General features: G+C 43.7%; 14 protein-coding genes and 1 tRNA gene. 2 read left to right on the plus strand and 13 right to left on the minus strand.

Features of this window, described 5'->3' with window-relative positions:
* The 8 genes from B6K08_RS10330 to B6K08_RS10365 form a co-directional block, all read right to left on the minus strand.
* A partial coding sequence (locus tag B6K08_RS10330) for a hypothetical protein (protein WP_143254905.1) occupies nucleotides 1-296 on the minus strand: 296 nt, incomplete at its 3' end.
* Between the two features lie 218 nt (nucleotides 297-514).
* The gene (locus B6K08_RS10335; RefSeq protein WP_039211874.1) at nucleotides 515-1,894 is read right to left on the minus strand and encodes an S-layer homology domain-containing protein; all 1,380 of its coding nucleotides are present in this window, start codon (nucleotides 1,892-1,894) and stop codon (nucleotides 515-517) included.
* A gap of 195 nt (nucleotides 1,895-2,089) precedes the next feature.
* Nucleotides 2,090-2,302 (minus strand): hypothetical protein, encoded by a 213-nt coding sequence (locus B6K08_RS10340; protein ID WP_039211877.1) that lies wholly within the window; start codon nucleotides 2,300-2,302, stop codon nucleotides 2,090-2,092.
* Complete coding sequence (locus tag B6K08_RS10345; RefSeq protein WP_039211879.1) at nucleotides 2,284-2,592, minus strand: Nif11 family protein; 309 nt, start codon at nucleotides 2,590-2,592, stop codon at nucleotides 2,284-2,286. The genes B6K08_RS10340 and B6K08_RS10345 overlap by 19 nt, the downstream gene beginning before the upstream one ends.
* Before the next feature lie 59 nt (nucleotides 2,593-2,651).
* Complete coding sequence (locus tag B6K08_RS10350; protein WP_039211881.1) at nucleotides 2,652-3,098, minus strand: Nif11 family protein; 447 nt, start codon at nucleotides 3,096-3,098, stop codon at nucleotides 2,652-2,654.
* Between the two features lie 180 nt (nucleotides 3,099-3,278).
* Nucleotides 3,279-3,713: a Nif11 family protein gene (locus B6K08_RS10355; RefSeq protein WP_039211883.1), complete on the minus strand. Its 435-nt coding sequence runs from the start codon at nucleotides 3,711-3,713 to the stop codon at nucleotides 3,279-3,281.
* Between the two features lie 181 nt (nucleotides 3,714-3,894).
* Nucleotides 3,895-4,116 carry a hypothetical protein gene (locus tag B6K08_RS10360; protein ID WP_039211886.1) on the minus strand — a complete coding sequence of 74 codons (222 nt, stop codon included), beginning with the start codon at nucleotides 4,114-4,116 and terminating at the stop codon, nucleotides 3,895-3,897.
* A 202-nt stretch (nucleotides 4,117-4,318) separates the two neighbouring features.
* On the minus strand, nucleotides 4,319-4,702 hold the full coding sequence (locus B6K08_RS10365; RefSeq protein WP_052212566.1) for a hypothetical protein: 384 nt from the start codon (nucleotides 4,700-4,702) through the stop codon (nucleotides 4,319-4,321).
* A gap of 61 nt (nucleotides 4,703-4,763) precedes the next feature.
* Here B6K08_RS10365 and B6K08_RS10370 point away from each other — a divergent pair, with 61 nt between their 5' ends.
* On the plus strand, nucleotides 4,764-5,024 hold the full coding sequence (locus B6K08_RS10370; RefSeq protein WP_039211890.1) for a hypothetical protein: 261 nt from the start codon (nucleotides 4,764-4,766) through the stop codon (nucleotides 5,022-5,024).
* 78 nt (nucleotides 5,025-5,102) lie between these two features.
* On the opposite strand, the gene B6K08_RS14225 is transcribed toward B6K08_RS10370, so the two are convergent.
* A complete protein-coding gene (locus B6K08_RS14225; protein ID WP_268761948.1) occupies nucleotides 5,103-5,234 on the minus strand; it encodes a hypothetical protein in 132 nt (43 codons plus the stop codon).
* Nucleotides 5,235-5,603: 369 nt separating this feature from the next.
* On the opposite strand from B6K08_RS14225, the gene B6K08_RS10375 reads away from it, so the two are divergent.
* Nucleotides 5,604-5,753: a YvrJ family protein gene (locus tag B6K08_RS10375; protein ID WP_071997202.1), complete on the plus strand. Its 150-nt coding sequence runs from the start codon at nucleotides 5,604-5,606 to the stop codon at nucleotides 5,751-5,753.
* 239 nt (nucleotides 5,754-5,992) lie between these two features.
* Here the strand turns inward: B6K08_RS10375 and B6K08_RS10380 are convergent.
* The 4 genes from B6K08_RS10380 to glgB all read right to left on the minus strand — a co-directional run bounded on the left by B6K08_RS10380 (nucleotide 5,993) and on the right by glgB (nucleotide 13,516).
* Nucleotides 5,993-6,079 (minus strand) — tRNA-Leu (locus tag B6K08_RS10380).
* Between the two features lie 82 nt (nucleotides 6,080-6,161).
* Nucleotides 6,162-9,611 (minus strand): 4-alpha-glucanotransferase, encoded by a 3,450-nt coding sequence (gene malQ, locus B6K08_RS10385; RefSeq protein WP_080326092.1) that lies wholly within the window; start codon nucleotides 9,609-9,611, stop codon nucleotides 6,162-6,164.
* Between the two features lie 26 nt (nucleotides 9,612-9,637).
* A complete protein-coding gene (gene glgA, locus B6K08_RS10390; protein WP_039207153.1) occupies nucleotides 9,638-11,071 on the minus strand; it encodes a glycogen synthase GlgA in 1,434 nt (477 codons plus the stop codon).
* A 15-nt stretch (nucleotides 11,072-11,086) separates the two neighbouring features.
* The gene (glgB, locus tag B6K08_RS10395; protein WP_039207151.1) at nucleotides 11,087-13,516 is read right to left on the minus strand and encodes a 1,4-alpha-glucan branching protein GlgB; all 2,430 of its coding nucleotides are present in this window, start codon (nucleotides 13,514-13,516) and stop codon (nucleotides 11,087-11,089) included.
* Nucleotides 13,517-13,520: the final 4 nt, after the last annotated feature.

The following is a 13,520-nucleotide window of genomic DNA, read 5'->3' on the forward strand; positions in this document are numbered from 1 at the left end:
CCCTTCAGGACAAGATTGGCGTAAACCGTGCGAAATTCATCGAACTCCTCCTTCGTGTAATTGCCCGGCACAGCCGCGACAGCCGCCGCGTAGGACTTCTCCGTGTCATAGACGCCCATGACCGCCTCGAAGAGTTCCACATCCTCGCCAATCTTGTCCGCCAATTTTTGGATGTCCTTGTTTTGGAACGCCTTTTCGATTCGTTCCTCGGGCATCTCCTGAATCACCTGCGCCAGTTTCTCGCCGTCAATCGCATCCCGAAATGCCTGAATCTTGTCATTGTTTAATTCTGTCATAGTTAACTCCTCCTTTTGTTATAGGTTTTTGTTGTTTCTTGTTCTTTATATCCATGAGAGGATAAAAGTGTTATCTCTTTTTTACTTTTCTGCAAAAAATTTGGTTTTCCTGCAAAAATAGAGCAATTCATAAAGTCACGTTATTCTCAGCAAAATCCTAATCCAGAGCATTGAGCGTTGTTTATTCTTGTCCTTATACCTGCAACATTTTTCACTCGTTAAAAAAACATTTCCAACCGTGCCAGCACAGATTTCATGTGCCGGTGGGATGTAATGGAGCTGCCCCAAAAGTAACTGGCCACCAAGCCTACATTTTTCTCCAGTGCCCATGATCCGCCGATTTCCCAGCCCCGTTCTCCCCAGTTGGCAATACCCATGTCGTCATCGTACATGTCATCGATATTGCTGCTGGCGGGGATTACGGAAGAAATATACCCGTAATTACTGTAAGCCAAATATGCTTTCCACTCGCCCTTTTTACTGGCCTTACGATAGTTTCCATAAGAAAGCTCCACCTCCCAGGAGTAATCCTGCATATTTCCAAAACCTTCAATCATATCCGGGTCCTTGCTGTAATAGGCCTTGGCATAGGCTCCCGTCAGTACACATTTGGGAGAGAAGCGATAACCTAGATTTACGGAACCAATGTTAACGCCAGCTTTGCTTTCGTTTTCCATATCAGCAATAAAATTATAAGCCTTAGAGCTTAGATGGTAATAACCCAAACCACCAAAAATTTTTTTATTTGTCTTGTATTGAAGATTTACTCCAAAAATGGTGGCGGGGTCACGAGCCATAGCCCGCACTTCCGCTGCCTCCTTGGTCATCCCCATTGCTCTCAGTTCCCTGGAATATCCCATACCGACGCGGTAGGCGCCAGTTTTTGACATATTCAACCTTCCTCCCAGAAGCAACACCTTCCAACTCTTACCGGTCTGCACCGTGAATCCAGTAAAAGAGCTTTCCAGGACAATGCCGTTCTCATTGGTAGAAAGAGGTACTTTGCCTAACCGAATAACAGTGTTTCCATATTTTCCTTCTGCCCATACACGGTTCATTTGAACTGTGCCTGCAGAATTACGGTTTATATTCAAAGACATATCCAAGCGGCCATTGACCTTCCAGTGCTTGTTTATTTTGGCAGTAGGCTCCATGCGAAAAGAAAAAATTGATTTTTCCCTGGTTCTTCTTCCTTCTGTTTGATCACTTGTGAATAGATAATTTGCCCTCCCCGTCCATTTTACGGCATCAACATTTTTTTCCAGTTCCTTGACCCGTACACCTAAATCTTTCAATTCCTCTTGAAATTCAGCACATAGACGGTCAATCAAATCCTTGTCCCTTTTATCAGTTGCGCAAGCCATAGCTCTTGCTGTAATTTGTGCCATTTCGTAGCGAGTCATATTACGGTATCCTCGGTAACTATTGTCACCGAAGCCCAGAACAATACCGCGTGAATGCAGTTCCTGCAAAACATCATAAGACCAATGATCTGCAGGAACATCCCGAAAATGATTGGCTGCCTCTGCTCTGCAAAAGGGAAAAAGGCAGAGCAGATATATAACAAATACACTTTTCATGGCAATCTGAAAATTCATGACTGTGATTCCCTCCAATAGTGGAGCTCGGCCCTGGCAATCGCCATTTCCTTACTACAAAGAAGGTATCCATGAGATGACAAAAGTGTTATCTCTTTTACCTTTCTGCAAAAAATGTGGTTTTCCTGCAAAAATGGAGTCTTCTCATTGAGAGATAGGCTCCGTTTTCATCTAAGTGTTTTTGATGGATTAAAATTACTTAATCATCCCCTGGGTAGGATCGCCGATAATAGTAGGGTCTTTTTCACCCAGCTTTGGGCTAGGAACCTTGCCATCATTATTTGGCTTCGTGATCTTGATATCAATGTCTTTAGGAGTTAAGATATCCAAATCCCCCTGACCAATGTTCCCAGCGTTGCCGCCTGATACCTTATCCATCTCGTCAATGTTCATCTTCTTGTTTTCCATTTTAATCTTGCGGCACCACCAGCCACATGATCCAGCTCATCATCGGAAAGAGTCATGTTATTCATCTGCTCCTGCTCATATTCCTTTAATTCCTCAAGGGTAAATGGCAGACCTACTTCCTTTGCCAGCGGAATAATAACAGCCTCAACTGCCTTTTCACGCATAGCAGCATCATCTGAAGAAGCCCCTTTCTTCTCTGCGAAATCCTTATCCAGAGCATTGAGCTTTTCAGCCAAAGCTGCGTCCTGGGCCAGCTTATCATAAAACTTTCCTACATTTTCTTTTGCCATGGTGTCGTCCTCCTCTTTATAGTTTTTCGTTTGATTGTTCTTTCCTCATCGTCCATTTTTTAATTGCTGTCGGCGATAGGCCCGTTGGAGATACCAACAAAGATACAAAATGCTGTCTTTTTACCACTCTTGACCTTCCCCACTCCAACGCCGATGAAGGCACAGGCGGCGGCAGTACCGCCCTTTTTTCCTTTTCGATTCCGTTTGTTATAGTCATATTGATACCAATCCCCCCCAGCTACCTGATCCAGCTCATCCTCGGAAAGAGTCATGTTCTTCAGTTGCTCCTGCTCGTATTCCTTTAATTCCTCAAGGGTAAATGGCAGGCCAACTTCCTCAGCCAGTGGGAGAACGATAGCCTCCGCTGCCTTTTCGCGCATAGCAGCATCATTTGAAGAAGTCACGTTCTTCTCAGCGAAATCCTTATCAAGAGCATTGAGCTTTTCAGCCAAAGCTGCGTCCTGGGCCAACTTCTCATAAAACTTTCCTACATTTTCCTTTGCCATGGTATTTTCCCCCTTATATTTAAATTTTATTATTTGCTCTTGTCCTTTATATCCATGAGAGGATAAAAGTGTTTCTCTTTTTTTATTTTTCTGCAAAAAATTTGGTTTTCCTGCAAAAAAAGAGCAGTCCATAATGAATGAACCGCTCTCATAGTATAAAGATTGTTGTTAGTTTTTGCCTCATCCTGCAATCGGACCGCTGGAACCACCGATGATTATACAGAAGGCCGTTTTTCCGTTCTTTTTTTTGAGTCCTATCCCTACACCGATATAGGCACAAGCCGCATGATTACAATCTACCCTTTTGCTTGTAGATTTATCCCCGCCATCTTTCAGGGAGCCGCCGGCCACCTGATCCAGCTCATCATCGGAAAGGGTCATTTCTCTCAGCTGCTCTTCCTCATATTCCTTCAATTCCTCAATGGTAAATGGGAGGCCAATTTCCTCAGCCAGTGGAAGAACAATAGCTGCAGCAGCCTTTTCACGCATAGCAGCATCATCTAAAGAAGCCTCATTGGACTCATCAAACTTCTTGTCCAAAGCATTGAGCTTTTCAGCCAGAGATGCATCCTGGGCTAACTTATCATAAAACTTTCCTACGTTTTCCTTTGCCATGGTATTTTCCCCCTTATATTTAAATTTTATTATTTGCTCTTGTCCTTTATATCCATGAGAGGATAAAAGTGTTTCTCTTTTTTTATTTTTCTGCAAAAAATTTGGTTTTCCTGCAAAAATGGAGCCTATCTCAAATTGAGAAGGCCCCGTTTTCATCTAAGCATTTTTTGATGGATTAAAATTACTTAATCATACTTTCAGTAGGGTCACCGATAATAGTAGGGTCCTTTTCACCCAGCTTTGGGCTTGGAACCTTGGTATTATCTTGTGGTGGAAGAACGTCCTTAAGGATTTTAGGCTGTAGAGGCTCTAATACATCATTTGGAGTATCATGAAGCATGCCGCCAGCCACCTTGTCCATTTCATCCATGTTCATTGCGTTGTTCTTCTTCATCTCAGTCATTTTTAAGCTCCCCTTTCTGTGTGGTTGTTTGTTTTTCTTTGTCCTTTATATCCATGGGTGAATAGAAGTGTTATAAAAATTTTAAAAATAATGGGGATAAAAGGAAGTACCTAAAGGTACTAGCGGCGCTTCGCTTGCGTCGCCCCCACAGCCGCCCCCTCTTATGGCTTCCGCCCTGCGGGGACTACGATAGGGCTACTACTTATCTGCAAACGCCTAATTTTCCCCACATACTTTCCCTCATATCATCAAAGGCATCCCCGAACATATCACAATGTTTCTTGCTGGCAGGAATAGCAATGTAATCTCGTGTAGTTCCCTTAGAAAAGGTTATGGTTTGTATCAGGCCCATATTGATTTTGACATTATCATACAGCCTATCTTTAATATCATCAAAATACTTCTTTGCCGGCTTTCTACATCTGTGGTTATAAACCAGAACACTCTTTCCTGAGTCTATAAAATCCTTTACTTCTTCGTAAAAAACATACTTAATACTTCTGGCTGAACCTTTGCCCACAGACTTAACCAGCAGGCCATTGTCCGGGTCCATAAATACAAGGTCCGCATCCTTAAATCTTTTCAAAGCCTTCTCATGCCACTCATGGCGGCCATCAATGGTGAGATAATATGGTGAACAGTTAAAGATGGCAGGGATTGATTTAACTGCTGCTGGAATCGAGAGTACAAGACAAAAGTTAGCAATAGCTTCTGCCGGTGATGAATCTTTGTTGAAGAATGGATATACTATATCCTTTGGTCATAAGGACGGCAGTATGGGGGTATATTATAAGAGCTTTAATCATTCTGTAACCAGTGAAAATTATAAAACGGCTGCCAGGTTTGATCACACTGTGAATTCAAATAACGACTGGTATGTTACTGATATTTCAGATAGGATTAAATAAATTCAAGGGCTCAATTGAGTCCTTTTTTATTGCCCAAAATAAAAAGGGACTGCCGAAGCAGCCCCAGATCATGAAACCTTAATATTGATGAATTTCCTCATATAACCCTACAAACAGGCGATACAGCATCTTTCCGCCCATAATTACCAACGAACCGGTCAAGCCGATAAACAATCCTAATATTAATACAAGAGCCCAATTTATCGCCATGTAAAATCACCCCTTTGGTTCTGGCTGACCAATAGTATACGTTCCAGCCAACCTCATTATACCATTTCTTACTGGGTATATCGGAATATATGGGCCAAATAGCGAGCTTTTAATCTAATTATAATAATAGACCCAGTTGGGTAACGGAAACGCCCCGCCCATACATACTCAGAATAAATACATTTTATATATTTTGTTCTGTATCCTGACACGATAATCCCAATCATTTATAATAAAGGTTACCGGTGTCCATGATGTTTATCTGAAGGAAACCGTTGTCACTAAGTTGGCCTGATAGGTCCTGATGATTGCCCCTCTGCTTGCCTGGCGGCCTGCAGGGGGGCTTTCTTATCAACGAAAGGAGTACATATGGAAGAAAAGATTTTATCGGCAGTAAGCACCGTAGGCTTTCCGATAGTCATTACCTTTTATCTTCTGATAAGGTTCCAGACTACCATGGACAAGTTCTGCGACAAGCTGGATGCCCTGATACTGGAAATCCGCAAGGAACACTCGTAAAAAAAATCGTGTGGCCATGCCTAAAATTTAGGTTTTGGCTGCACGATTTTTTTATTTTTATACACTAAAAATGTATTATCTCCCATTCCCCACTTTTCTATATTTTTTACCCATGAAATAGGGATGGGCTCATTTATTTTTGTAACTAAAAATCTTTGTGGCAATCATTTGGCAATCATTGGGAAAATTATGGGTAAAGCAAAAAGGCTTCCGAAATCTCGGAAGCCTTGATTTTACTGTGGTGCCGAAGGCCGGACTCGAACCGGCACGTATTTGCATACGGCAGATTTTGAGTCTGCTGCGTCTGCCAATTCCGCCACTTCGGCACTTTTGAGTCATGCAACAACATCACACAACAGTGCTATACTAACATACTATATCAATATTGTCAACAGTTTTAGAACATAACTACCGATTATATTTTTCCACCAGACCGGCCAACCATTTGGCCTTTTCTGATGTTAAGGCTCCTGGAAGCACTCTCCAGCTCCAATTCCCTCCTGAGGTTCCAGGCAAATTCATGCGGTTATCGCCGTCCAATGCCAAAATATCCCACACCGGTACGATGGCTGTACGGGCTCTGGAAGCGTAAGCATGTTCCACCAAAGCCTGACAGAGTGTTTGGCTGTCTGCCCCTTCTTTACCTAAAAGCTTTGCCACTGCAGCTCTGGTTTCAGTATCTATATCATTTTCCAGCCAACCCACCACTGTGTTATTATCGTGAGTTCCCGTATAAACCAGACTATTTTCAGGTTCCACGAAATTAATTCTGTGGAAAGCATTAAAATGGAGTTCAAACTGCAATACCTTCATTCCTGGATAGCCGCATCTTTCACGAAGTATCTCAACCTCATCGGTGATAATCCCCAGATCCTCTGCCACTATTGGCAGTTCGCCCAAAGAATCCTTTAATTTCCCGAAGAACTCCATTCCCGGGCCCTTGACCCACTCACCATCAATAGCGGTTTCCGCATCGCCGTCTATCTCCCAATACGCCTCAAAACCACGGAAGTGATCAATACGAACCATGTTTACCTGCTCAAGCATACGGCCCAAACGGCTTATCCACCAGCGGTAGCCATCCTTGGCCATTTCATCCCAGTCGTATTGTGGGTTGCCCCACAGCTGACCAGTCTTACTGAAGTAATCAGGTGGTACTCCTGCTACCTTCAGTGGCCTGCCATCCTCACCTAGCTTAAAGAGTTTTTGGTTAGCCCACACATCGGCACTGTTTTGAGATACAAATATTGGCATATCTCCCAGAATCTTTACACCTTTTCCATTGGCATAAATCTTAAGCTCCTGCCACTGCGTGGAAAACAAATATTGGTAGAAGCATTCCCTGCCGATTTCCTGAGCCAGCTCATTTCTAGCCTTTTCCAAAGCCTCAGGCCTCCGCTTTTTCAGGTCCTCTGGCCACTCTATCCAGCCAGCTTCCAGCTGTTGCTTAGAAATAGCTTTAAATAACGCATAATCATTAAGCCAATAGGCCTCCTGACTGCAAAAGCCCTCAAACACGGCCATATCATCGGCATTACCCTTGGTAAAGAAATTATCCGCAGCCTTGGCCAGGAGCTTTCCTTTAACTTGACGGGCAAATTCATAATCCGTTTTATTTGTGGCTCCCTTTTCAGGTACCTTAATATCCTCATCAGTGAGCAGCCCCATATCCACCAGCTTTTCCATAGATATTAGCATAGTGTTGCCAGCAAAGGCTGATGGGGATGCATACGGAGAATTGCAGTCATCCACAGGAGTCAATGGCAAAAGCTGCCATATTTTCTGATTGGCCTCTGCCAAAAAATCCACGAATTCATACGCCGAGGCACCAAAATCTCCCACACCATATTTTGACGGGAAGCTGGTCGGGTGCATCAACACACCGCACTCCCTGATATGCTGTTCCTCATTCTTCACACACCGATATATTTTGACGCTGCACGGCTTCATGGAAACATGGAGAACTTCACGAATAACGTTGAGCTCCCTGCCATCACCAAAGACATTTATAAAGCTGCCGGCCCACAGATCACGAACATCCACATAGACCGTCCGCATTTCATTACCACGGTTCATAAGAACAATGAAAACGTCATTTTCCGCCGGTTCGCCAAATACATCCTTGCCATCATCAATAACCCTTGCATAACCGAAGATATCACCATCGGAATAAATTGGTAGGAATTTTCCTGTCTGCAGGGCCACATTTTCATTTCTGAGATGAATGAGCTTTTTGTACCACTGGCGCAGGTCCTCATCCCCATTATCCCAATCGTAAGGGAGACGGCAGAAAGGATCCTTATAGCCTTCCATACCAATCTCATCGCCATAATATATACACGGTACTCCAGGGAATGTCATCTGCCATGCCGCAGCTATTTTCAGACGACTCTTACCCAGCTTTAGTCTTTCATCATCCAGCTTATACTTTGCCTGAATTCTCTCCGGGACGCCCTCACAGGAAGGTGCTTCACCAAATATGGTCAGTATACGCTCCCGATCATGGCTTCCCAAAAGGTTCATCATTGCATAAAAGTTCTGCGCCGGATAATTTTCCTTAAGACTCATTATCCTTCGGCAAATCTGATGGCCATCCACATACCCCAAAAGGAAGTCTATTACTATCCTGCGGAAAGGATAATTCATAGCAGAATCAATCTCATAGCCACAAAGATAATGCCGGTTCACGCCATAGGCCACCTTGTTGGATGCATCCTCCCATACCTCACCGATAAGTACCGAATCCGGATCGGTATTTTTCAGCTCCTTATAGAAGGCTTGAGAAAATTTTTCCGGAAGCTCATCTATAACATCCAGACGCCAACCGCTGATTCCCTGCTTATTCCAATAATGAAGTACACTATCCTCTTTATGAATAATGTAATCCATATAGGCAGGGGTCTCCTCCCTCACATTTGGGAGATTGGTAAAGCCCCACCAGCTCTCATATTTATCTGGATAATCAATAAAGCTGTACCAGCTGTAATAAGGTGAATCCTTACTCTGACAAGCACCCACCGAATCATAATTCCCATACTTGTTGAAATATATACTGTCCTCGCCGGTATGGCTGAACACACCATCCAGGATGAACCGTATACCAATTTTTTTACCCTCGGCACAAAGCTGGGCAAATTCCTCGTTTGTCCCCAGGATAGGATCCGTTTTCATGTAATTACCAGTATCATAATGATGGTTGCTGGCAGATTCGAATATTGGGTTGAGATACACCACTGATATCCCTAAATCTTTTAAGTAAGGAAGCTTTTCCCTGATGCCGGCAAAATTTCCCCCAAAGAAATCATAGGCGATTATTTCCCCATTATCCGGGTCCTTGTAATACCTTGGTTTATCCTTCCAGGATGCATGATAGAGAGCATTTGGCTTCTCCACCATTTCATTTCCCTTACGATAGAACCGGTCAGGGAAAATCTGATACATTACGGAGTGCTTAAACCAGTCAGGAGTTTTTGCTTCCTTATTGTAGACAGTAATCTGATAGGCTGCGTGAGGATAATCAGCAAGCTGTCCCACGCCCCCCATCATTTCATCATTGTTGCTGTAAAAACAAACCTGACCATTAACGCTGATTATGAAATAGTACCAAAGCAGGGTTCCCTTTTTAGGCATATTAACATATCCCTCATAGTATTCCCCATCCTCCATACGGGCCATACTATAAAGGGTTTCCCCTACCCGGTCCTCCCATATACGGATTTTTATACCGCTGACCTCAGTGTCCTTGTCTGTTTCCACCTTTAATCTCAGCCGCACCTTGCTTTCGGTGGCAGCCGCCCCAACAGGGAAACGGTAAAATTCATTTTGCGAGTCGTGAATAACGTTTAATAGCGCAGCCACATAATGACCCCCTTACAGCATAAGCACTAGGCTAAAAGCTGCTTGTACATATCAATATATTCACTTGCCGACTTTTTCCAATCGAAATTAGAGCTGATGGCATTATGCTGTAGCATGTTCCAAATCCGAATATTATCGTATTCGGTAAGGGCTCGCTTAACGCAATACATCAAATCATGGGCATTTATATTGGCAAAGGTATATCCGTTACCAGTGTTATCATACTTATTAAATGGTCTTACCGTATCCTTGAGCCCACCTGTCTCACGGACAATTGGTACAGTACCATAGCGAAGAGCTATCATCTGGCCAATACCACATGGTTCAAAAATAGATGGCATAAGGAAGAAGTCCGCACTACCATAGATCTTCTGGGCCAAATCATTGGAGAAGTAAATATTTACGGACACTTTGGTAGGGAAACGCCACTGAAGCTCCCGGAACCAATCCTCATAACCCTTATCGCCAGTACCCAAAATAACGAACTGGCAGTCCTCATGGGTCAGGAGCTCATCTAAAATTCTGATAATCAGCTCAATACCCTTGTTCTCCACCAAACGGGAAACCATGGCCAACATCGGAGTGTTGCGGCTTACAGGAAGCCCCAGCTGTTCCTGAAGTTTTTCCTTGTTGGTAAGTTTCTTATCCAGGGAATGGATATCAAAATTCTCATAGAGATGTTTATCAGTCATCGGATCGTATACAGAATTATCGATGCCATTGATAATGCCCCGCAAATCCTCACAACGGGAACGAAGCAGACCATCCAGATGTTCCCCAAAGAATTCATATTGAATTTCCTCAGCGTAAGTACGGCTTACGGTACTGATTTTATCCGCATAAACAATACCGCCCTTCATAAAGTTCACACAATCATTGAACTCCAAATCACCGTTATTGAAATATTGCCAATCAAGGCCCAGTACATCTCCCATAATATTCTTGTCGAAAACGCCCTGATACTTAAGATTGTGGATGGAGAATACAGTCTTAATATTTTCGTACCGGCTATCTCCCTGATGCTCCAGCTTCAGGAACACATTTACAAGTGCTGCGTGCCAGTCATTGCTGTTGATGACATCTGGCCAGAAATCCATGGCTGGCAATAAATTCAGTACAGCACGGGAGAAAAAGGAAAATCTCTCAGCATCATCAAAGTAGCCATAAAGGCCATCCCGATAGAAATACTCCTGGTTATCTACAAAATAATAGGTAACCCCCTCATATTCCAGCTTGTCCACCCCGGCATACTTTTCACGCCAGGATACTGGTACTGTAATATCACCCACATGCTCCATCGCGTTGCGATATTCCTCAGAAATGGAGCTGTACTTAGGTAAAATAACTCTGGCATCAATGCCCTCAGCCTTAAGGTATTTTGGCAAAGAACCGGCCACATCAGCCAATCCGCCAGTCTTAATAAAAGGAACTGCTTCAGAAACTACATACAAAACTTTCATAGCTTGCACCTCTCTCTATTCCTCGGTCTTCTTACGACCCCTGGTTGTTTTCTTGGGCTTCTCACTTACTTCTTCCTTTTTTGCAGCGGTTTTTGAACCGTCTTCTTTAGCCTTTGCAGTTGTGGCTTTGCGGGTCCGGGGCTTAGGTTTGGTTTCAGCTTCCTGGGCAGTTTCAGCTTTTGGCTTTCTTCCCCGGGTAGTTTTAGGCTTTACTTCCTTTGCCCCATCCTCCTTAGCCTTTACAGCAGTTTTTCTGGTCCTTGTTGTCTTAGGCTTAGTTTCCTCTTCTGCCTCGGCTTTGGCAGCAGCCGTTTTAGTTGCCGTAGTCTTTTTTGCCGTGGCAGTTTTCTTTGTAGTTGTTGTCTTCTTAGTAGTAGACGCTTTCTTTACAGTAGTTTTCTTGGCCGTGGATTCTGCTTTTTCTGGTTCATCTTTTTTAGCTTTTGCAGTTGTCCGGGTCTTAGCCGCAGAAGTTGCCTTGGCCTTTACTGTTGTCTTTTTTGCTGTAGTCTTTTTGGCGGTTGTCTTTTTCTTCACCCCATCGTCACTGGGGGACTGTAATTCCAAATAAATGGTTGCCAACGGTGGCACCGTAACCAGAATGGAATTTGCCTTTCCCTGCCATTCCATATCCTCGGAGACAATATCATAATCATTCAGTACATTGGAACCACCAAATTCCTCTGCATCACTATTGAATATTTCCCGATAAACGCCGGCTGCAGGAACGCCGAAACGATAGCCATGGCGCACCTCCGGAGTAAAGTTGGAAATGGCAATAATGAAAGAGCCATCCTCAGCCTTACGAATAAATGATACCAAACTGTCATCAGCATTGTCACAATCAATCCACTCAAAGCCTCTCCAGTCAAAATCCACCTCCCAGAATGCCTTATGGTCAACGTAGAATTTATTAAGGGCTCTTGAATACTCCAACATCTGGGTATGCTTTTCATACTGCTCCACCAGATGCCAATCGAGACTGTCATCAAAGTTCCATTCAATAAACTGACCGAACTCTCCTCCCATAAAGAGCAGCTTCTTTCCGGGATGAGCCATCCAATAGCCGAAGAAGGCGCGGAGACCGGCAAATTTCTGCCAATAATCACCTGGCATTTTACTTATAAGTGAACACTTGCCATGAACCACTTCGTCATGTGACAACGGCAACACAAAGTTTTCACTGAAAGCATACATCAGAGAAAAGGTCAGCTTGTCATGATGCCACTTACGATAAATAGGATCCAGGCTGATATAGCGCAGAATATCATTCATCCAGCCCATATTCCACTTATAATTAAAGCCCATGCCCCCCATGTAAACCGGCTTGGAAATATTTGGCCATGAGGTGGATTCCTCAGCAATCATCAATGCCTGAGGGTAATTCTTGAATACTGCCTCATTTAGCTTGTGCAGAAAATCAATGGCCTCCAGATTACCATCGCCGCCAAATTTATTAGGCACCCAGTCGCCATCCTGACGACCGTAATTTAGATACAGCATGTTTGCCACAGCATCAATGCGCAAACCATCAATATGATACTGATCCATCCAGAACATGGCATTGGAAATCAAAAAGCTCTGTACCTCAGTACGGCCATAGTCAAAGTTTACAGTACCCCAGCCTGCATTATCAGCACGCTGTATATTGTCGGATTCGTACAAATTCTGGCCGTCAAAATCACGAAGTCCCTGATTGTCCTTACAGAAATGGCCAGGAACCCAGTCCATAATGATGCCGATACCAGCCTGATGAGCCTTATCCACCAGATAACGGAACTCATCAGGAGTGCCATAGCGACTGGTAACGGCATAATATCCTGTAGCCTGATACCCCCATGAACCGTCAAACGGATGCTCGCAAAGCGGCATCAATTCAATATGGGTGTAGTTCATGCTCTTTACATAGTCCACCAGCTGGTCAGCCATATCCATATAGGAAAGATACTCCCCATCAGGAGTACGTCTCCAGGAACCTAGATGAACCTCATAGGTGAGCATTGGACGGGTGTAGGAAGGGTGGTCCTCCTTGAATTTAGCCCACTTGCTGTCCTTCCATTTGTAGTTTCCCAATTCATAAACAATAGAAGCTGTCTCAGGCTTTTTCTCGGCAAAAAAGCCATAGGGATCAGCCTTCATAATATGTGGTCCCTCATGCTGTGGCAAAATAGCATATTTGTACACAGTACCAGGCCCGACATCGGGGATAAAGAGATTCCATATCTCTCCATCCCCCAGTTTGGACATTTTATTTACTCTTGTGTCCCAGTTATTGAAATCACCCACAACTGAAACTTCCTTGGCATGAGGTGCCCAAACTGTAAATCGTACACCTTTTTTACCGTTCTGCTCCATTATATGGGCACCTAACATTTCATAGGCACGGTAATTAGTCCCCTGATGGAACAAGAACAAATCATACTCGCTTAACTCTGATGTCTCCATGTAT

Origin of the sequence: Anaerovibrio lipolyticus DSM 3074 (genome assembly GCF_900141865.1) — a bacterium.
In the GTDB taxonomy this organism is placed as follows: Bacteria; Bacillota; Negativicutes; order Selenomonadales; family Selenomonadaceae; genus Anaerovibrio; species Anaerovibrio lipolyticus.